The sequence below is a fragment of the Halomonas sp. NO4 genome (assembly GCF_010994375.1).
In the GTDB taxonomy this organism is placed as follows: domain Bacteria; phylum Pseudomonadota; class Gammaproteobacteria; order Pseudomonadales; family Halomonadaceae; genus Halomonas.
This window is the reverse complement of the sequence record NZ_WHMA01000005.1, coordinates 82,158-101,248: the sequence shown is the minus strand read 5'-3', so window position 1 is coordinate 101,248 and position 19,091 is coordinate 82,158. Positions and strand designations below refer to the sequence as shown.

The following is a 19,091-nucleotide window of genomic DNA, read 5'->3' as shown; positions in this document are numbered from 1 at the left end:
CATGACCGATCGTTACTGCGTATTCGGCCACCCGGTGGCCCATTCCAAGTCGCCGGCCATCCACGCCGCCTTCGCCGAGCAGACCGGAGAGGCCATCGCCTACACCGCCATCGAGGCGCCGCTGGACGACTTCGCCGGCGCCTGGCATCGCTTCACGGCCGAGGGCGGCCGCGGGGCCAACGTCACCGTGCCCTTCAAGGAGGAGGCCTACCGCCTGTGCGACACCCTGAGCGCGCGGGCCAGGCGCGCCGGGGCGGTGAACACCCTGATCCTCGGAGGCAACGGCGAGACGTATGGCGACACCACCGACGGCGTGGGCCTGGTGCGCGACCTGGCCAGTCACGGAGTCGCGCTGCGCGGGGCGCGCATCCTGGTGCTGGGCGCCGGCGGGGCGGTGCGCGGCGTGCTCGAGCCGCTGCTCGCCGAGACACCGGCCAGTCTCTTCGTAGGCAACCGTACTGCCGAGAAGGCCGCAGCGCTGGCCGAGGACTTCCGTGACCTGGGCGAGGTCCGCGGTGGCGGTTTCGAGGCCGTGGCGGGGCCCTATGATGTGGTGATCAACGGCACCAGCGCGAGCCTCGCCGGTGACCTGCCGCCGCTGCCCGATGAGCTCTTCGCGCCGGGCGCCACCGCCTACGACATGATGTACGGCGCCGAGCCCACGGTCTTTTTGCAGTGGGCCGCCGAGCGCGGCGCCCGCCCCCTCGATGGCCTGGGCATGTTGGTGGAGCAGGCCGCGGAATCGTTCTTCCAGTGGCGCGCCAAGCGCCCCGACACCGCGCCGGTGCGGGACATGCTGAGGCGCTCGCTCAGCGCTTCCTGACGTAGAAACGCGCCATCACCATCACCAGGCCGACCACCGACAGCAGCATGCCGCCGTTGACCAGCCAGGGGGCGCGCTCCACCCAGGGCACGAAGGGCTGGCGCGTGTCGCGGCACACCCCTTCCAGGTAGTCCCAGTGGCCGCCCTCGACCAGGGTGCATTCGCGCACCGCCGACAGCTCGTGGAAGTAGAGGCCCATCAGCGCCAGCGGCGGCACGATCAACAGCAGCAGTCCGAGTTTCAGCATTCGCTTTCCAAAAAATAAATCAGTGATTCCCTAAGGGCGTGGGCAGTTGGGCGTCCTCCCCGCGCTGCGCGCCTGCTCGTAGCGCGACAGGGCTTCGCCCATCTGCGCTTCCAGACCGCCCATGCGCTGGCCGTGGCTGGGGTGGGTCGACAGCCAGGCCGGCGGCTGGCCGCCGCCCTGGGCGGCCATGTTCTGCCATAGCGCGAGGCTCGCCCGCGGATCGAAGCCGGCATCCGCCATCAGGTTGAGGCCGACCACGTCGGCCTCGCTCTCGTGGCGCCGCGAGAAGGGCAGCAGGATGCCGTACTGGGCACCCAGGCCCAGCGCCGCCATCATCTGCTCGCCGCCAGGTCCCTCGAGGCCGGCCGCCGAGCCCAGCGCCGAGAGACCGACCTGGGTGGCCATCTGGGTGGAGGCGCGCTCGTTGGCGTGGCGAGCCAGTACGTGGGCGATCTCGTGGCCGATCACCGCAGCCACCTGGTCCTGAGTCTCGGCGATCTCAAGCAGCCCGGTGTTGACTCCCATGTAGCCGCCGGGCAGGGCGAAGGCGTTGGCCTGGTCGGACTCGAAGACGCGGATCTGCCAGTTCTGTTGGCGCTCGCGTTCGGGCAGCACGGCGACGATGGCGCCGGCGATGCATTCGGCATAGCGCTGGGGGGCGCCCCCGACCGCGGGCAGTTCCTGCTGGTATTGCGCGAAGGCCTGCTCCCCCATCTGGTCGAGCTGCTGCTCGGACATCAGGGTGAGCTGCGAGCGCCCGGTGGGCGAGGTGGTGCAGGCGGCAAGGGCGACGCTCAGGGCGCCAATGGCAAGGCAGTGAATCCAGCGCATGGCAGGGGCTCCTATCGATTCCAGTTCACTATGACCTGGAACAGAGACTCTGGACGGGCATCGAGGTTCGCCACAAGATACCCGGAACGCCTGCCAGGTCAACCGCCGATACGGACAAGGAGAAAGCCATGGATGCCGAACTCACCCGCCGTCTGACCCGCCTGCTGGATCGCGTGGAGCACTGGCTGCCGCCGGCACCCCAGGAGGTCGACTGGTCGCGCGACGTGGCCGCGCTGTGGCAGCGCCACACCCTGGGCGGCCACCTGCTGCCGGTGCCGCCGCGCGACGCCCTGGCGCTGGACGACCTGTTGGGCATTGAGCGCCAGAAGCTGGCGCTGATCGACAATACGCGTGCCTTCCTGGCAGGCCTGCCGGCCAACCACGCCCTGCTGTGGGGTTCGCGGGGCAGCGGCAAGTCGTCGCTGATCCGCGCCCTGCTCAACAGCCTGGCCCCGGAGGGGCTGCGCCTGGTGCAGGTCGACCGCCACGACCTCGGCAGCCTGCCGCTGCTGGTCTCGCAGCTGCGCCGCTACGAGCGGCGTTTCGTGGTCTACTGCGACGATCTCTCCTTCGAGGGCCACGACGACGCCTACAAGGCGCTCAAGAGCGTGCTCGACGGGGCCCTGACCGGCCCGCCGGAGAACGTCCTGCTCTACGCAACCTCGAACCGCCGCCATCTGCTGCCCGAATCGCTGGACGACAACCAGGCCTCGCAGTTGGTCGGCGACGAGCTGCACCACGGCGACGCCGTGGAGGAGAAGATCTCGCTCTCCGACCGCTTCGGGCTGTGGCTGGGCTTCTACCCCTTCAACCAGGACACCTACCTGGAGGCGTGCTGCCACTGGGTGACCCAGCTCGGCCACGCCCACGACTGGAACGCCGAGGCGCGCGCCGAGGCGATCCGCTTCGCTACCCTGCGCGGCGGGCGCAGCGGCCGCGGCGCCTGGCAGTTCGCCTGCCAGTGGGTGGGGCGGCGCCGGCTGGCCGAGACGCGCTGATCAGCGCTGCGGGCGCAGCGTGCCATCCTCGCCCACATTGAGGCGGATGGTGGGGGTGAACAGCCCGGCGGGCAGGGTCACGCCCAGCCCGCGCAGGTCTCCGGGGGTGATGGCCAGCTCGCTGCCGGCCGGCAGCTCGCCGCGTCGGGCCAGCTGGGTGGCCAGCTCCACCATCGGGGCCAGGCGGTCGCGGTCGGCACCCAGCACATCGAAGGCCACCGGCAGGCGCAACGTGGCGTCGTCCGCCGAGGTCAGGGTGACCTCCTCCTCGTAGTCGCCGCTGACCGGCTCGGCGCCGGGCACGTCGAGGGTCCAGCGAAAGCCGGCCATCTCCACCGCCGGCATGCCGGTGGGCAGGCCCAGGCCCAGCGCCAGGGTGGCCTGCACCGGCAGGCTGCCGGCGCCGAGGCTCGAGAGCGCCAGCGACATGAGGTCGCTGGTGTCGAGGCGGGCATCCACCGCATAGGGGCCGATGCGTACCTCCTCGACGCCCAGCGAGGTGACGGCGAGGCGGAAGGCGAACAGGCCGGTCTGGGGCAGGGCCAGACAACCGGTGAGCAGCAGGGCCAGCGACCAGGGAAGCAGGCGACGTGCGTGGTGCAGGGACAAGCGGGACATGGCGACTCTCGACAGGCGTAGGGGGTTGCGGCGGGTTTTTCCGGCGTGGCCGGTACGGCACGGCCGGCGCCAGAGCACCGGCCGTGCGTACTATCGAGGAGAATCGCCCAGGCGTCGAGAGTGGACGGGCGGCGACGCGGGGTGTCGCCGCCGGGCGACGTCAGCGTCGTTTGCTGCGCGCTTCGCGGGTGCGGCCCAGCTCGCGCTGCTTGGCCATTTCGCGGTCGCTGGCGCCGGCCAGCGGGTCGTAGGGGTTCTTGCCCGAGCGGAACTCGAAACGGATCGGCGTCCCCTTGACCTTGAGCACCTTGCGGAAGGTGTTGGTCAGGTAGCGCTTGTAGGCCTCGGGCAGGGCGTCGGTCTGGTTGCCGTGGACGACGATGATCGGCGGGTTGCTGCCGCCCTGGTGGGCCATGCGCAGCTTGATGCGCCGGCCGTGGATCAGCGGCGGCGGGTGCTGGCCGACGGCGTCCTGCAGCAGGGTGGTGAGGCGGTTGGTCGACCAGTGGGCGTTGGCCGAGGCGAAGGCACGCTCGATGGACGGGTAGAGGTCGCCCACGCCGGTGCCGTGCAGCGCCGAGATGAAGTGCAGGTCGGCGTAGTCGGCGAAGCCCAAGCGGCGCTTGATCTCGGCGCGCATCTTCTCCTTGGCTTCCTGCTCCAGGCCGTCCCACTTGTTGACGGCGAGCACCAGGGCGCGCCCGGTGGTGAGCACGTAGTCGAGCAGGTGCAGGTCCTGCTCGACCAGCCCGCTGCGCGCGTCGAGCACCATGACGGCGACGTGACACTCTTTGATCGCCTCGAGGGTCTTGATGATGGAGAACTTCTCGGCCACCTCGCGGACGTTCTTGCGCCGCCGCACCCCGGCGGTATCGACCAGCACGTAGGGCTTGCCGCGCCGCTCGAAGGGGATCTCGATGGCGTCGCGGGTGGTGCCGGCCTCGTCGAATACCACCACCCGCTCCTCGCCGAGCAGGCGGTTGACCAGGGTCGACTTGCCCACGTTGGGCCGGCCGATCACCCCGATGCGGATGCCTTTGCTGCCGGTATCGGCGGGAATGCTCTCGTCGCGCTCCGGGAAGGGCGCCAGCACCGTTTCGATCACCGCCGTGACGTTGCGCCCGTGGGCCGCGGCAATGGGATGCGGCTCGCCCAGGCCGAGCTCCCAGAACTCGGCCATGGCGCCGTGCTCCTCGAGACCGTCGGTCTTGTTGACGACGAGCCAGGTCTTCTTCTGGTTGACGCGCAGGTGGTTGGCGATGGCCTCGTCGGCCACGTGCAGGCCGGCGCGGGCGTCGACCATGAAGAGCACGATGTCGGCCTCGTCGATCGCCGCCAGCGATTGCTCGGCCATGGCGGCGTCGATGCCCTCCTCGTCGCCGCTGATGCCGCCGGTGTCGATCACCGTGTAGGCCTTGCCGCCCAGCAGCCCGTTGCCGTACTTGCGGTCGCGGGTGAGCCCCGGAAAGTCGGCCACCAGGGCGTCCCGGGTGCGCGTCAGGCGGTTGAACAGGGTCGACTTGCCCACATTGGGGCGGCCGACCAGGGCGATCACGGGTGTCATTCGCGGATTTCCAGGGCCTCGAGATGGCCGTCGTCGGCCAGCACGTAGATGCGGCGGTAGTCGGTGAGCGGGCGCACGCTGATGCCGGAGCGGTCGATCCGCGTGCGGGCGGTGAAGTTGCCGCTCTGGGTGTCGATCAGGTGCAGGTAGCCCTCGAAATCGCCGACCACCAGGTTGCCGTCGGCGAAGGCCGGGGCGGACAGCCAGCGCCCTTCCAGAGCGTTGTTGCGCCACAGCTCGGCGCCGCTGTCGGCATCCAGAGCGATGACGTGGCTGGCCTCGTCGACCACGAAGAGGCGGTCGCCCACCAGCACCGGCGTCAGGTAGCTGGAGAGCTCACGCTCCCACTGCAGCTCGCCGCTGGTCGCTTCCAGGGCGACCAGGCGACCGTTGTAGCTGGTGACGAAGAGGCGGCCATCGGGGGTGAGCACCGGCTGGCCGTCCAGGTCGACCAGCCGCTCGATCTCGCTACGCCCCTGGGGCACGGCGATGCGTCGCTCCCAGACCGGCTGGCCGCTGCGGTTGTCCAGCGTGGCCAGGCGTCCGCTGGCCAGACCCACGAAGGTGACCGGGTCGATCACCGTGGGGGTGCCGGTGCCGCGCAGCGTCAGGGCGGGCTCGGTGGCGCTGTGCACCCAGCGCTCGTCGCCGCTCGCGCGGTCCAGGGCGGTGACGGTGCCGTCGACGCTCTGGACCACGAGCAGCTGGTTGGTGGGCTGCGGGGCCGCGAGCACTTCGCTGGCCACCCGCGCCCGCCACTCGACCTCGCCGTTTGTCTGGTCGAGGGAGAGCACCTCGCCGTTGCGCGTGCCCAGATAGACACGCTCCGCCACGGCGGTGAGGCCGCTGGAGACGCCGACCTCGAGTTCGGTCTGCCAGCGGCGGCTGCCGCTGTTGGCGTCGAAGGCCATCACCCGGCCGCGGGCATCGGCAGCGAAGAGGGTATCGCCGTCCAGTGCCGGGGCAATGGGGTAGCGGGCGCGGCCCAGGCCGTCGCCCACGCCTTGGCTCCAGTCAGTGTGCAGCGCGGTGCTGGCGTCGAAATCGCGCAGCTCCTTGGCGGTGAGGCCGGATTCCGGCTGGCTGGCACAGCCGGCGAGCAGGGCGGCGGCCAGGGTGGCGACGAGAACGAGGGGTGTCTTGGTGCGAATCATAGGGTGGCCTCTTCCATGCCGAGGTTATCGAGCTTGAGCTCCACGCCGAACAGCGGCTGGTCGCGTTCCTCTGCCAGTGCCATGGCCTCGCGCCAGGCGTTGCGGGCCTCGTCGCGGCGCTCCAGTGCCGCATAGGCGTCGCCGCGCACGTTGGCGCGCTGGGCGGCGAGCGCCTCGGGAATGCCGGATTCCAGGGTGGCCAGGGCCGCGTCGGCGTCACCGGCGGCGAGCTCGAGACGCGCCAGGCGCAGCCGCGCCAGCCCCGGCAAGAAGGGGTGACGGTCGGCGTCGATCACCGCCTGCAGGGCGGCACGGGCGCCGTCGAGGTCGTCCTGCTGCACGGCCAGGCGCGCCTCGATCAGCCGCGCCAGGTCAGCATAGAGGCGGTCGTCGTGCTCGGCGACGATCTCCTGGGCGAGGGCACGGGCCTCCTCGAGGTTGGCGAGCTCGAGGTCGTCGACCCCGGCGAGGTTGACCAGCTGCTGGTAGCGCATCGAGGCGGCGGCGGCTTGGTTCTCCTGATAGCTCTGCCAGGCATTCCAGCCCACCACGCCGGCGATGGCGAGGGCCACCCCGGCGACCAGCGCCAGGCCGTTCTCCTTCCACCAGCGCTTGAGCGCTTCCAGCTGTTCTTCTTCGGTTCTCAGCTCCGCCACGGGGGTCTCCTTTGACTGCGGCTATGGGGTGCGCCGTGGGCTACGGCATCTCGCGGCGCGCGGCCGGTCAGGCGGGCGCGTCGGCCAGCCACTCGGGCAGGCAGGTGGCCAGCGTCTCGCGCGGCAGGTTCTGCTGGTCGCGCGCCTCGCGCAGGAACTTGACGGCCACCCGCTGCTCGCGCAATTCGTCCTCGCCGAGCAGCAGCGCCAGGCGAGCCCCGCTTCTGTCGGCTTTCTTCATGCGGCTCTTGAAGCTGCCGCCGCCGCAGTGCAGCTGCAGGCGCAGGGCGGGCAGCGCGCCACGCAGCTCTTCGGCGAGCAGCATCGCCGGCGCCTCGGCGCTTTCGTCGAGGGGGACCAGGTAGACGTCGAGGGCGTCGCTGGCGCGGGGGGGGATCAGCTCGAGGGTCTCGAGCAGCAGGATCAGGCGCTCCACGCCCAGGGCGAAGCCCACCGCCGGGGTCGGCTTGCCGCCCAGTTGCTCCACCAGGCCATCGTAGCGCCCGCCGGCGCACACCGTGCCCTGGCTGCCCAGCGCCGTGGTGGTCCACTCGAAGACGGTGCGTCCGTAGTAGTCGAGCCCGCGCACCAGGCGCGGATTGATCACGTAGTCGATGCCGGCGGCCGCGAGGCGGGCGGTGAGCCCCTCGAAGTGGGCGCGGGATTCGGCGTCGAGGTGGTCCATGAGCCGCGGGGCATCGGCCAGCATGGCGGCCATGTCGGGGTTCTTGGAGTCGAGGATGCGCAGCGGGTTGCTGGCCAGGCGCCGCCGCGAGTCCTCGTCGAGCACGTCGTAGTGCGCCTCGAAGTAGGCCACCAGCCGCTCGCGGTAGGCAGCCCGGGCCTCGCTGGACCCCAGGGAGTTGAGTTCCAGGGTGACGTGCTTGGCCAGGCCCAGCTCCTGCCACAGGCGCGCCGAGAGCAGGATCACCTCGGCGTCGATGTCCGGGCCCTCCAGGCCGAAGGCCTCCACGCCGAACTGGTGGAACTGCCGGTAGCGCCCTTTCTGGGGGCGCTCGTGGCGAAACATCGGCCCCTGATACCACAGGCGCTGGGTCTGGTTGTGCAGCAGACCGTGCTCCATGGCGGCGCGCACGCAGCTCGCCGTGCCCTCGGGGCGCAGGGTGAGGCTGTCGCCGTTGCGGTCGGCGAAGGTGTACATCTCCTTCTCGACGATGTCGGTGACCTCGCCGATGGAGCGGGCGAACAGCGCCGTCTGCTCGAGAATGGGCGTGCGAATCTCGGCATAGCCGTAACGCTGCATCAGCGAGGCGACGAGGCCCTCGACGTACTGCCAGTGGGCCGACTGGCCCGGTAGCAGGTCGTTCATGCCACGGATGGCCTGGAGCTTCTTGGCTGGCGATCGGTTGGTTGCTTGGGACTGGCTCAATGCTGGCTCCTTGTCGTCGTCCGGGCTACTTGCCGCGGGCGATCACGTCCTGGTCGGCCTGCTCCTTCTCGCGCACCTTGTCGCGGATCAGCCGCTCGAGGTCGTCGACCAAGTGGTCGTTGCGCAGCTTGGAGGCGGGCTTGCCGTCGAGGTAGACGAGGTTGGCAGGGCTGCCGCCGGTCAGGCCGATGTCGCTCTCCTTCGCCTCGCCGGGGCCATTGACCACGCAGCCAATCACCGAGACGTCGAGCGGCGTCATGATGTCCTCGAGACGCTCCTCGAGGGCGTTCATGGTGCCGATGACGTCGAAGTTCTGGCGCGAGCAGCTGGGGCAGGCGATGAAGTTGATGCCCTTGCTGCGCAGGCGCAGGCTCTTGAGCATGTCGAAGCCGACCTTGACCTCCTCGACCGGGTCGGCGGCCAGCGACACGCGGATGGTGTCGCCGATGCCGTCCATCAGCAGCATGCCCAGGCCAATCGACGACTTGACTGTCCCCGAGCGCAGCCCGCCCGCCTCGGTGATGCCGAGGTGCAGGGGCTGCTCGATGCGCGTGGCCAGGTCGCGATAGGCCGCCACCGCCATGAAGACGTCCGACGCCTTGACGCTGACCTTGAAGTCGGGGAAGTCGAGGCGGTCGAGGTGGTCGATGTGGCGCATGGCGGACTCGACCAGGGCCGCGGGGGTGGGCTCGCCGTACTTCTTCTGCAGGTCCTTCTCCAGCGAGCCGGCGTTGACGCCGATGCGGATGGGGATGCCGTTGTCGCGGGCGGCGCTGACCACGGCGCGCACGCGCTCTTCCTTGCCGATGTTGCCGGGGTTGATGCGCAGGCAGTCGACGCCGAGCTCGGCGACGCGCAGGGCGATCTTGTAGTCGAAGTGGATGTCGGCGACCAGGGGTACCGTCACTTCCCGTTTGATGCGCCCGAAGGCCTCGGCGGCGTCCATGTCGGGTACCGAGACGCGCACGATGTCGGCCCCGGCGGCCTGAAGCTGACGGATCTGCGCCACGGTCGCGGCCACGTCCAGGGTGTCGGTGTTGGTCATGCTCTGCACGGAGATGGGCGCGTTGCCCCCTACCGGTACGGAACCGACATGGATCTGGCGCGACTGGCGGCGAACGATGGGGGATTGTGCGTGCATGGCGACGGAATCATTCTCCCAGGGTGAAGCGGGCGACGTTGTTGGCGCCGGCGCGGGCGCCGAGGTCCACGGCCTCGCCGCGCCAGACCAGCTCGACGCCGGTGGCGTTGCCCACGGTCAGGCGAAAGGGTGGTTCGCCTTCGACGCGCGCGCTGGTGCCGGGTTCCTGCAGGCCGACGAAGATGCGCTCCTCGCTGGCATCGAACACCTCGGTCCAGGACTGTTGGTTGAAGGTGAAGGAGAGCACGCGCGGGTCGGCTTCGGCGGCGGTCGCCTCGGGGGCGGGCTCGTCGGCCTCCGTCGCTTCGGCGGGGGCCGGCTCGGGCGTCTCGGTCTCCGCGGCGGGCTCGGTCGCGGCCAGGCCGGCGGCGTCGCTCGGCGCGGCCTCCTCGGCGGGGGCGGTGTCGACGGCCTGGGTGTCCGGTGTCGCCTCGTCCGACGGGGCGCTGGCCGGCTGCGCCTCGTTGGTGGCCGAGTCAGCCGCCTCGTCGCTGGCCGGCGGCGCCGCGGGCGCATCCGGCTCGGCGGCGGCTTCGCCGCCCAGGGTTTCGACGCCCTCCTCGGGGAGCGGCGGCAGGCCTTCGTCGACGGACGACTCGACCACCGAGGGCGTGCCGTCGAGGCCGTCTACCGAGACGGGGCTATTGTCGCCGACATCCGGCGGCTCGCTGCCGCCGCGGCTCTGCCACCACATCAGGGTGAGACCGATGAGGCCGGCGATCACCAGCAGGGTGACGAGCTTGAACAGCCAGGCGCCGAGCCGCGACGGCGGCTTGGTGACCTGCACCGGCGTGGTGTGCTGGGCCGGCTCTTCGTGGCCGAAGCGCTGGGTATAGGCGTCGAGGATTGGGCGCTCCTCGATGCCCAGCAGGCGGGCGTAGGCGCGCAGGTAGCCGCGACGGTAGGCGGCGATGGGCACCTCGTCGTAGCGGTCCTCCTCCAGGCCCACGACCACGGCGGGACGCAGGTTGAGCGCGGTGGCGACGTCGTCGCGGCTCAGGCCCTGCGACTCGCGCTCGCGCTTGAGCTGCTCGCCAGGAGAGGCCTGGGATGCGAGATCGGCGGCATCGTTGTAGTGGGTGTCGCTCATGGCTGAGCATCCTTCGTGATAAACGTTGTTCAGAGGGCGCCTGGGTCTCGGGGCGCCGCGTCGGCAGCAATGTCTCGCGCCAGGGCCCGGGCCTCGGCGGTCTCGCCGACCAGCTGCACGTAGCGCTCCAGCTGGCGCTGCGCCTGCACGGGATTGCCCTGGGCCAGCTCCAGCTCGGCCAGGCGCAGGTAGCTCTCGGCGTAGCGCGGGTCGAGGCTCTGGGCCCGCTCGAAGTTCGCGCGGGCGGCGCGGACATCGCCCTGCTCGCGGTGGCAGCGGCCCAGGTTGGCGAACAGCTGGGCACGGCGGGCGTACTGGGAGTCCTGGACGGCGCGCTCGAGCTGCTCGCACGCCTCGGCGGTACGCCCCTGGCCGTACAGGAAGGCGGCGTAGTTGTTGCGCGCCCGGGTCAGGTCGGGGTCGGCGTTCAGGGCGCGCTGGAAGGCCTCCTCGGCCAGCTCGGCCTCGCCCTGGCGCTGGTAGACCACGGCCATGGCCTGGAGTGCCTCGGGAGAGGAGGGCGCATGCTCCAGGGCACGATCCAGGGCCGACATGGCCCGCGGAAGGTTGTTGCGCTCGAGGTAGGCCACCCCCAGTCGGGTGTAGGCCTCGGCCGCCTCGGCGTCACCCCCCGCGCTGCGCTCGTCCAGGCCCGCACAGCCGCCCAGCCACAGCGACCCGACCAGGAGTGCCGCGAGGTGCAGGGTCTGGCGGCGAGGTGGCGGGGAGGGGCGACGCGTCATGGCATCCTCTTCAAGGGTGCATCTCAAGGGGGTCAGCGGGCGGCGGCGCTGAGGTTGCAATGCCGGCCGACCCTGGCGAAAAACCTGTCCATCAAAGCGCCGTGCCGAGTTGAAGTCAAGGCGGGCACGGGTCAGTCGGCGTCGATCTGGATCGAGCGGATGTAGCGCTCGTGACGGCGGGTGCGATCCTTGACCCGGCCCACCAGCTGGCCGCAGGCGGCGTCGATGTCGTCGCCGCGGGTGGTGCGGATCGGCGCCGTGTACCCGAGCTCATAGAGCCACTGCTGGAAGCGCATGGCCTGGTTGCGCGACGGCTTCTCGTACCCCGAGTGGGGGAACGGGTTGAACGGAATGAGGTTGATCTTGCAGGGCAGCTCGTTCAGCAGGTCGGCGAGCTCGCGGGCGTGTGCCTGCTGGTCGTTGACGTCCTTGATCAGGGTGTACTCGACGGTGATCATGCGGGTGTCGTCGCACTTGGCCAGGTAGCGCTGGCAGGCGTCGAGCAGGGTACGGATATTGTACTTGCGGTTGAGCGGCACCAGCTCGTTGCGAAGTTCATCGTTGGCGGCGTGCAGCGAGATGGCCAGACTCACGTCGAGCTCGTCGCCGAGCTTGTCGAGCATCGGCACCACCCCGGAGGTGGAGAGGGTGACGCGGCGCTTGGAGAGCCCGTAACCGTTGTCGTCGAGCATCAGCTTCATGGCCGGCACGACGTTGTCGTAGTTCATCAGCGGCTCGCCCATGCCCATCATCACCACGTTGGTCACCGGGCGGTTGGCGGTGTCCTTGCGCGGTCCGACGCTGCGCTGGGCCACCCATACCTGGCCGATGATCTCGGCGGCGGTGAGGTTGCGCTGGAAGCCCTGCTTGCCGGTGGAGCAGAAGCTGCAGTCGAGCGAGCAGCCCACCTGCGACGACACGCACAGGGTGCGCCGCTTGCCGTTGTCTGCGGGGATCAGCACCGTCTCGACGTAGCTGCCGTCCTCGACCTCCAGCACCCACTTGCGGGTGCCGTCGCTGGAGGTGCCCTCGTAGACGACCCCGGGGCCGCGGATCTCGGCCACCTCGGCGAGGCGCTCGCGCAGCGCCTTGGAGAGGTTGGTCATGGCCGCGAAGTCGTCACATCCCTCGTGGTGAATCCACTTCATCACCTGGGCGGCGCGGAATTTCTTCTCGCCGAGGTCGAGGAAGAAGGCTTCCATCGCCTCGCGAGACAGGCCGAGCAGGTTGGTCTTCTGGGGGGCGGTATCGGCGGTCATGGCGTCACGCTTGGGGTTGGGCTGGATGCGGGGGCCGACGCCCCCGCAAGGCAGAGTCGCTGCCAACGGGAATCAGCCGCGGGGGCAGATCTCGCTCTCCTGGAAGAAGTAGGCGATCTCGCGGGCCGCGGACTCGGGCGAGTCGGAGCCGTGCACGGCGTTGGCATCGATGGTCTCGGCGAAGTCGGCGCGGATGGTGCCCGGCGCGGCTTCCTTGGGGTTGGTGGCGCCCATCAGCTCGCGGTTCTGGGCAATGGCGTTGTCGCCTTCCAGCACCTGCACCACCACCGGTCCGGAGGTCATGAAGCCGACGAGGTCGTTGAAGAAGGGGCGCTCCTTGTGCTCGGCGTAGAAGCCTTCGGCCTGCTCGCGGCTCAGGTGCAGCATCTTGGCGGCAACGATGGCCAGGCCGCCCTTCTCGAAGCGGCTCTCGATCTCGCCGATCACGTTCTTGGCGACGGCGTCGGGCTTGATGATGGACAGGGTGCGTTCGGTTGCCATGGGCGTAGTCTCCGTGGGCGGTGCAGATGAGGATAGCGCCACGCCTTGCCGGGACTCGCGCGGAGTCGGCAGGCGCGGCGCTTCGAAAGAAGATGCGTTGGCGTCGGTCGCCAGACCAGCGCAGACGGTTCAGCGCAAATGCAGTGGGCGCAGAGTATAACGCCCCCGGCGGGCGTTGAACAATCGGACAGTGACGCGGTGACGGGGGTCAGACACTGAAGCTCTCGCCGCAGCCGCACTGGTCCTTGACGTTGGGGTTGTTGAAGCGGAAGAAGCGGTTCAACCCTTCGTTGACGTAGTCGACCTCGCTGCCGTCGAGCATTTCCAGGGCGTCGGGGGCTACATAGACGGTCACGCCGCGCTCCTCGAAGGCCACGTCGTCATTGGCCGCCTCGTCGGCGAAGTCGAGCACGTAGCTGTAGCCGGAGCAGCCGCTGGGCTTGACCGAGACCCGCAGGCCCAGGCCGTGGCCGCGCTCCTCGAGCACCTGGCGGATCTGCTCGGCGGCGGCATCGGTGATCGAAAGGTGCGCCATGGTGGTTCTCCTGCAAGGGTGGATGGAGCGGCTAGCGCCGCAGGCCGGTGAGGGCGTGGCGAAGCGCCGACAGCGCCTGGTCGATATCGGCCTCGGTGGTGAAACGCCCGAAGCTGAAGCGCAACGAGGCGAGCGCCAGTCGGCGCGGCACGCCGATGCCCTTCAATACGTAGGACGGCTCGACGCTCGCCGAGTTGCAGGCCGAGCCGGTGGACAGGGCGACATTGCGCAGCGCCATGAGCAGCGATTCCCCGTCCACGCCCTCGAAGGCCAGGTTGAGGATGTTGGGGACGGCCACCGCGATGTCGGTGTTGCGGTGGACGCCGTCGATGTCGGCAAGGCCTTCGAGCAGGCGGTCGCGCAGGGCAGTGATGCGCCCCTGGTCGGACTCGCCCTCGGCGGCAGCCAGGGCGAAGGCCTCGCCCATGCCGACGATCTGGTGGGTGGGCAGGGTGCCGGAGCGCATGCCGCGCTCGTGCCCGCCGCCGTGGATCAGCGCCTCCACCCGGATGTCGGGACTGCGCCGCACGTAGAGCGCGCCGATGCCCTTGGGGCCGTACACCTTGTGGCCGGAGAGCGAGAGCAAGTCGATGCCCTGCCGGGTGACGTCGAGCGGGATGCGCCCCACGGCCTGGGCGGCGTCGACGTGGAAGGCGGCACCGCCGGCGTGGGCGACCTCGGCGAGTGCAGCCAGGTCGTGGACGGCCCCCAGCTCGTTGTTCACCGCCATCAGCGAGACCAGTACGGTGTCCTCGCGCAGCGCCTCACGCAGCTGTGCGGGGGTGACCCGGCCGTCGCGCCCCGGGGTGAGCCAGGTGACCTCGAAGCCCTCGGCCTCCAGCGCCGTGGCGGTATCCACCACCGCCTTGTGTTCGACGCGGGAGGTCACCAGGTGACGGCCGCGGGCGCGATTGGCGCGCAAAAAGCCGATCAGCGCCAGGTTGTCGGCCTCGGTGGCGCCGCTCGTCCAGACGATCTCGCGCGGGTCGGCGCCGATGGCATCGGCCACCTGGCGACGTGCGCTCTCCACCGCCTGCTCCGCCTGCCAGCCGAGCATATGGCTGCGCGAGGCGGGATTGGCGAAGATACCGTCCAGGGTGAGGTGACGGCTCATCGCCTCGGCGACGCGCGGGTCAACCGGCGTGGTGGCGGCGTAGTCGAGATAGACGAGGGCGCTCATGGGCTCGCGGACGTCTCCATGCTGTGGGTCGCGGTCGTGACGACCTCAGGGCGAGGTCGAGGCGATGGTATCATCGCCTTGGCGGTCTCGCTGGCGGGCGGCAATGCGCTGCACGTCGCCGCGCGTAACCAGCTGCCCCAGGGTGATGCCGTCGAGGAAGCCGCGGATCTGGTCGGAGAGGTCGCACCACAGGTGGTGGGTCAGGCAGGTGTTGCCCTGCTGGCAGTCGGAGAGCCCCTGGCAGCGTGTAGCGTCCACCGACTCGTCGACGGCATCGATGACCCGCGATACGGAAATCTCCTCGGCCGGGGCGGCCAGCAGGTAGCCCCCGCCGGGGCCGCGCACGCTCTTCACCAAGGCGGCACGCCGCAGGCGTGCGAAGAGTTGCTCCAGGTAGGGCAGCGAAATCTCCTGGCGGCGGGAAATATCGGCCAGGCTGATCGGCCCCCGGTCGGCATGCAGGGCCAGGTCGAGCATGGCGGTGACGGCGTAGCGTCCCTTGGTGGTCAGGCGCATGGCGGGCTCGGCAAACGCATCGCGGGCGACCCTCGGCGGCGGGCCGCCGAGTCGAGCCGCCATTATGGAAAGACCCAGCGCGGGGGTCAACCATTCCCGCCGGTACCGCCGTGCGGCGTCTCGTCGCGCGTGTCGCGGGCCGGGTCGTCGTCGCGCTCGCGGTGGGTCGGTCCGCAGCAGCTCTCCACGTCGGCCAGGATCTCGGCGAAGTCCTCGTCGCGCAGCTCGGGCAGGCGGCCGTCGCGGTAGCCGGCGTCGAGCTTGCGCAGGGTGTGGCACATGCGCTCGATGCGCTCGTCCACGGCGTGCATGTGGTCGAGCATCGCCTGGATGGAACGCGCCACCGGGTCGGGCATGTCCTCGCTGACGCCGTAGGCGTCGAAGCCGAACTTGCGGCGCATGGCCTCGCGCCGTTTGGGGTCCACGGCCAGCGCCTCGGCGGTATCCGGCTCGTCGCGCTTGACGATCTTGCCGGGAATGCCCACCACCGTGGCACCGGCCGGCACCTCCTTGGTGACCACGGCGTTGGAGCCGATCTTGGCCCCGGCACCCACCGTGAAGGGGCCCAGTATCTTGGCCCCGGCACCCACGATGACGCCATCCTCGAGGGTGGGGTGGCGCTTGCCCTTGTGCCAGCTGGTGCCACCCAGGGTGACGCTCTGATAGAGGGTGACGTCATCGCCGACCTCGGCAGTCTCGCCGATCACCACGCCCATGCCGTGGTCGATGAAGAAGCGCCGGCCGATGGTCGCCCCGGGGTGGATCTCGATGCCGGTCAGCCAGCGGGCGAAGGTGGAGAGGGTGCGTGCCAGCCACTTGAGATTCTTGCGCCACAGCCAGTGGTTGAGGCGATGGATCAGCAGGGCGTGCAGGCCCGGGTAGTTGGTCAGCACTTCCAGGAAGTTGCGTGCCGCCGGGTCGCGGGCGAATACGCTGTTGATGTCCTCGCGAAGGCGTTGAAACATGCGGGGGTCCTTGGATAGCCAGGGTGGCGGACGATCGGCGGCGGCCACCGGGAAGTCATCCCTCATTATTGGGGGCGGCGGCGGCGGGCTTCAAGCGGTCGGCGGCTCACTCGGTTCCGTCGTCCTGCCCGGCACGGGCAGCCTGCTGCTCGGTGGCGGTGAGGATGCCGCGCAGGATGTTGAGCTCCAGGCGCTCGGGGCGGGCGCGCAGGGTGAAGCGGCGCAGTCGCGCCATCAGCTGGCGCGGGGTGGCCGGGTCGTGGAAGCCGATGGCGATCAGGGTACGCTCGAGATGGGCGAAATAGCGCTCGAGCTCCTCGTGGCTGGCCAGCGGCGGACCGGACTCCGCCTCGGCCCCGCCCGGCGCTTCGTGGTGCGCCTGCCAGGCCAGGCGGCACTCGTAGGCCAGTACCTGCACCGCCGCGGCCAGGTTGAGCGAGCTGAAGTCCGGGTTGGTGGGGATGTGCACATGGGCGTGGCAGCGCTGCAGCTCGGCGTTGGTCAGGCCGCTGTCCTCACGGCCGAGCACCAGCGCCACCCGGGCGCCTTCGCCGGCCAGCTCGGTGGGCAGGCGCTCCCCCAGCTCGCGGGGCGTGATCATCGGCCAGGGCAGGGTCCGCGAGCGGGCGCTGGCGCCCACCGCCAGGGTGCAGTCGGCGACCGCCGCCTCCAGGCTCTCGTGCACGCGGGCGGTGTGCACCAGGTGGTCAGCGCCCGAGGCGCGCGAGATGCTGTCGGCGGTGAGCGGCTCGCAGCGTGGCGCCACCAGCGCCAGGTCGGCCAGCCCCATGTTGTGCATGGCGCGGGCGGTGGCCCCGATGTTGCCGGGGTGACTGGTGCCAATCAGGACGATGCGGATGCGCTCGAGCATGGTGGGTTTCCCTGGGGCGGATGACACGAAGGGCCCAGAGTCTAGCATGCGGAGCGACCGCGCGGCCCGGGTGCGTGGCGCTATCGGTCCGGGTCTGCTAGGATTCGCGGCCACCGGCTCCACGCGAGCCGACCGTTCTTTCGCCCCCGTTCTTTAACATCACCGAGTTCCAAGGCCCGATCATGCATCCGATGGTCCAATTTGCGCTGCGCGCCTCGCGCAGCGCCGCCGAACAGTTTCTGCGCATTCGCGAGCGAATCGAGAATGCCAACGAAGAGCACAACCTCCAGCGCACCCTCGAAGAGGCTGCGCGCAACGCCGAGGCGCTGATCACCCGCCAGCTCTCCCGCGGCTACCCCCAGCACGGGGTGGTCGGCCGCTACACCCCGCACCGCGCGGGGGAAGGGGAAGGGCGCGACGTGCTGTGGTGCATCGAACCCTTCCACGGCTACTCCAACCTTCGCGTGGCCGCCCCCGGCTTCGCGCTCTCCGTCGTCTGCCTGGTCAAGGGCCGCCCGGAACATGCGGTGGTGATCTGCCCCTTCAGCGACGACGAGTACCTGGCCAGCCGCGGCCGGGGCGCCCAGCTCAACGGCAAGCGCATCCGCGTTTCCCAGCCCACCGCCGTGGGCGGGACGCGCATCGCCATGAGCCTGCCGGAGACCTGGCTGCGCGCCCGTCATCTGCCCGGCTACCTGACCCTGGTGCAGCAGCTCGGCCCTCAGGTGGAGTTGTTGCGCGCCTCGGGCAGCGGGCTGCTCGACCTCGCCGAGCTCGCCGCGGGGCGCGTGGATGCCGCCTTCGTGCTGGGCCTGGAGGAGCAGGACCTGCATGTGGGCAGCCTGTTGCTCAAGGAGAGCGGTGCGCTGATGGGCACCCCCGACGGCCAGCCCGCCGCCGCGGTCGAGGGCCGGCTCATGGCCGCTGGGCCGCGGCTCTACAAGGCGCTGGTGCAGCAGCTCAAGCCGCACTTTTAAGCCATCAGCTTTAAGCTGGAAGCTGGAAGAAAAACCGCCCCCGCAGCGCTATGCTGCGGGGGCGATTTCAGTTCAGGGTCGCTTCCAGCTTCCAGTTGTCAGGGTAGCTGCTCTTCCTCCTCGTCCGCCTCCTTCTTGGGCGGAATCAGGTCCTCGCGTCCCAGCTTGACCGCGATCAGCAGCGCCGCAGCGACGTAGATGGAGGAGAAGGTGCCCACCACGATGCCGAGGATCAGGGCCACGGAGAAGTAGTGGATCATGTCGCCGCCGAGCAGCAACAGGGCCAGCAGCACCAGCAGGGTGGTGCCGGAGGTCGCCAGGGTGCGCGACAGGGTGGCATTGATCGCTTCGTTGAAGATGGTCGGCATGTCGTCGATGCGCGACTTGCGGATGTTCTCGCGGATGCGGTCGTAGACCACGATGGTGTCGTTGAGCGAGTAGCCGATCACCGCCAGCAGTGCGGCGAGCACCGTGAGGTCGAAGTCGAACTGGAACAGCGAGAAGACGCCGACCACGATGATCACGTCATGCACCAGCGCGAGCAGGGCGCCGATGGCGAACTTGTACTGGAAGCGGAAGGCGACGTAAAGCATCACGATGCCCAACGCCACCAGCAGGCCCATGCCGCTCTGGTCGCGCAGCTGGTCGCCCACTTGGGCGCCCACGAACTCGGCGCGCACCAGTTCCACGCTCTCGCCCTGGCGGCGCAGCAGCTCCACCACCTGCTCGCCCACGTCGGGGTCGAAGGCCTGCTGGAGGCGGATCAGCACCTCGGTGGAGGCGCCGAAGGTCTGCACCGAGACGTCGCGGAAACCGGCACCCTCCAGCGTCTGGCGCACCGCGTCCAGCGACGGCGCCGTATTGTAGGCCACTTCCACCAGGGTGCCGCCGGTGAAGTCGAGGCCCAGGTTGAGCTGCTGGACGAGGAGCGAGGCGATCGAGATCAGGAGCAGCGCCGCGGAGATCGCGAAGGCGATCCGCCGCTTGCCCATGAAGTCGAACTGTCGATTGATGAGGGTCTTCATTGTCACC

Annotated in this window: 21 protein-coding genes; 3 read left to right on the top strand and 18 right to left on the bottom strand. The window is 69.9% G+C overall.

Annotation, left to right across the window (positions count from 1 at the left end; all coding sequences use genetic code 11):
- The first annotated feature begins 1 nt into the window (after position 1).
- Positions 2–823 carry a shikimate dehydrogenase gene (aroE, locus tag FEF15_RS06150; RefSeq protein WP_163558274.1) on the top strand — a complete coding sequence of 274 codons (822 nt, stop codon included), beginning with the start codon at positions 2–4 and terminating at the stop codon, positions 821–823.
- On the opposite strand, the gene FEF15_RS06145 is transcribed toward aroE, so the two are convergent.
- The gene (locus FEF15_RS06145; protein ID WP_163558273.1) at positions 810–1,070 is read right to left on the bottom strand and encodes a hypothetical protein; all 261 of its coding nucleotides are present in this window, start codon (positions 1,068–1,070) and stop codon (positions 810–812) included. The two genes, aroE and FEF15_RS06145, sit on opposite strands and share 14 nt — an antisense overlap.
- 30 nt (positions 1,071–1,100) lie before the next feature.
- Positions 1,101–1,901 carry a M48 family metallopeptidase gene (locus tag FEF15_RS06140; protein ID WP_163558272.1) on the bottom strand — a complete coding sequence of 267 codons (801 nt, stop codon included), beginning with the start codon at positions 1,899–1,901 and terminating at the stop codon, positions 1,101–1,103.
- 128 nt (positions 1,902–2,029) lie between these two features.
- Here FEF15_RS06140 and FEF15_RS06135 point away from each other — a divergent pair, with 128 nt between their 5' ends.
- Positions 2,030–2,899 (top strand): ATP-binding protein, encoded by an 870-nt coding sequence (locus FEF15_RS06135; RefSeq protein WP_163558271.1) that lies wholly within the window; start codon positions 2,030–2,032, stop codon positions 2,897–2,899.
- Here the strand turns inward: FEF15_RS06135 and FEF15_RS06130 are convergent, their stop codons facing one another.
- The 15 genes from FEF15_RS06130 to trmJ all read right to left on the bottom strand — a co-directional run bounded on the left by FEF15_RS06130 (position 2,900) and on the right by trmJ (position 17,082).
- A complete protein-coding gene (locus tag FEF15_RS06130; RefSeq protein WP_163558270.1) occupies positions 2,900–3,517 on the bottom strand; it encodes a hypothetical protein in 618 nt (205 codons plus the stop codon).
- Positions 3,518–3,677: 160 nt separating this feature from the next.
- Positions 3,678–5,081, bottom strand: a complete 1,404-nt coding sequence (der, locus tag FEF15_RS06125; RefSeq protein ID WP_163558269.1) for a ribosome biogenesis GTPase Der — start codon at positions 5,079–5,081, stop codon at positions 3,678–3,680.
- Positions 5,078–6,235 (bottom strand): outer membrane protein assembly factor BamB, encoded by a 1,158-nt coding sequence (gene bamB, locus FEF15_RS06120; protein ID WP_163558268.1) that lies wholly within the window; start codon positions 6,233–6,235, stop codon positions 5,078–5,080. The genes der and bamB overlap by 4 nt, the downstream gene beginning before the upstream one ends.
- Positions 6,232–6,891 (bottom strand): tetratricopeptide repeat protein, encoded by a 660-nt coding sequence (locus tag FEF15_RS06115; protein WP_163558267.1) that lies wholly within the window; start codon positions 6,889–6,891, stop codon positions 6,232–6,234. The genes bamB and FEF15_RS06115 overlap by 4 nt, the downstream gene beginning before the upstream one ends.
- Before the next feature lie 67 nt (positions 6,892–6,958).
- Entirely contained in the window at positions 6,959–8,281 is a 1,323-nt protein-coding gene (hisS, locus tag FEF15_RS06110) for a histidine--tRNA ligase (RefSeq protein WP_276208197.1), read from the bottom strand.
- Positions 8,282–8,306: 25 nt separating this feature from the next.
- The gene (gene ispG, locus FEF15_RS06105) at positions 8,307–9,422 is read right to left on the bottom strand and encodes a flavodoxin-dependent (E)-4-hydroxy-3-methylbut-2-enyl-diphosphate synthase (RefSeq protein WP_163558266.1); all 1,116 of its coding nucleotides are present in this window, start codon (positions 9,420–9,422) and stop codon (positions 8,307–8,309) included.
- Positions 9,423–9,432: 10 nt separating this feature from the next.
- Positions 9,433–10,512: a RodZ domain-containing protein gene (locus tag FEF15_RS06100; protein WP_163558265.1), complete on the bottom strand. Its 1,080-nt coding sequence runs from the start codon at positions 10,510–10,512 to the stop codon at positions 9,433–9,435.
- Positions 10,513–10,541: 29 nt separating this feature from the next.
- Complete coding sequence (gene pilW / locus FEF15_RS06095; RefSeq protein ID WP_163558264.1) at positions 10,542–11,255, bottom strand: type IV pilus biogenesis/stability protein PilW; 714 nt, start codon at positions 11,253–11,255, stop codon at positions 10,542–10,544.
- Positions 11,256–11,386: 131 nt separating this feature from the next.
- Complete coding sequence (gene rlmN, locus FEF15_RS06090; protein ID WP_163558263.1) at positions 11,387–12,514, bottom strand: 23S rRNA (adenine(2503)-C(2))-methyltransferase RlmN; 1,128 nt, start codon at positions 12,512–12,514, stop codon at positions 11,387–11,389.
- A gap of 72 nt (positions 12,515–12,586) precedes the next feature.
- Positions 12,587–13,015 (bottom strand): nucleoside-diphosphate kinase, encoded by a 429-nt coding sequence (gene ndk, locus FEF15_RS06085; protein ID WP_163558262.1) that lies wholly within the window; start codon positions 13,013–13,015, stop codon positions 12,587–12,589.
- A gap of 208 nt (positions 13,016–13,223) precedes the next feature.
- Positions 13,224–13,550 carry an iron-sulfur cluster assembly accessory protein gene (locus FEF15_RS06080; RefSeq protein WP_163558261.1) on the bottom strand — a complete coding sequence of 109 codons (327 nt, stop codon included), beginning with the start codon at positions 13,548–13,550 and terminating at the stop codon, positions 13,224–13,226.
- 31 nt (positions 13,551–13,581) lie between these two features.
- Entirely contained in the window at positions 13,582–14,730 is a 1,149-nt protein-coding gene (locus FEF15_RS06075) for an aminotransferase class V-fold PLP-dependent enzyme (RefSeq protein WP_163558260.1), read from the bottom strand.
- 45 nt (positions 14,731–14,775) lie between these two features.
- Positions 14,776–15,246: a Fe-S cluster assembly transcriptional regulator IscR gene (iscR, locus tag FEF15_RS06070; RefSeq protein WP_163558259.1), complete on the bottom strand. Its 471-nt coding sequence runs from the start codon at positions 15,244–15,246 to the stop codon at positions 14,776–14,778.
- Positions 15,247–15,332: 86 nt separating this feature from the next.
- Complete coding sequence (cysE, locus tag FEF15_RS06065) at positions 15,333–16,277, bottom strand: serine O-acetyltransferase (protein ID WP_276208196.1); 945 nt, start codon at positions 16,275–16,277, stop codon at positions 15,333–15,335.
- 40 nt (positions 16,278–16,317) lie between these two features.
- Complete coding sequence (gene trmJ / locus FEF15_RS06060) at positions 16,318–17,082, bottom strand: tRNA (cytosine(32)/uridine(32)-2'-O)-methyltransferase TrmJ (RefSeq protein WP_163558258.1); 765 nt, start codon at positions 17,080–17,082, stop codon at positions 16,318–16,320.
- A 182-nt stretch (positions 17,083–17,264) separates the two neighbouring features.
- Here trmJ and FEF15_RS06055 point away from each other — a divergent pair, with 182 nt between their 5' ends.
- Positions 17,265–18,059, top strand: a complete 795-nt coding sequence (locus FEF15_RS06055; protein ID WP_163558257.1) for an inositol monophosphatase family protein — start codon at positions 17,265–17,267, stop codon at positions 18,057–18,059.
- 98 nt (positions 18,060–18,157) lie between these two features.
- On the opposite strand, the gene secF is transcribed toward FEF15_RS06055, so the two are convergent.
- Positions 18,158–19,084: a protein translocase subunit SecF gene (gene secF / locus FEF15_RS06050; protein WP_163558256.1), complete on the bottom strand. Its 927-nt coding sequence runs from the start codon at positions 19,082–19,084 to the stop codon at positions 18,158–18,160.
- Between the last annotated feature and the right edge of the window lie 7 nt (positions 19,085–19,091).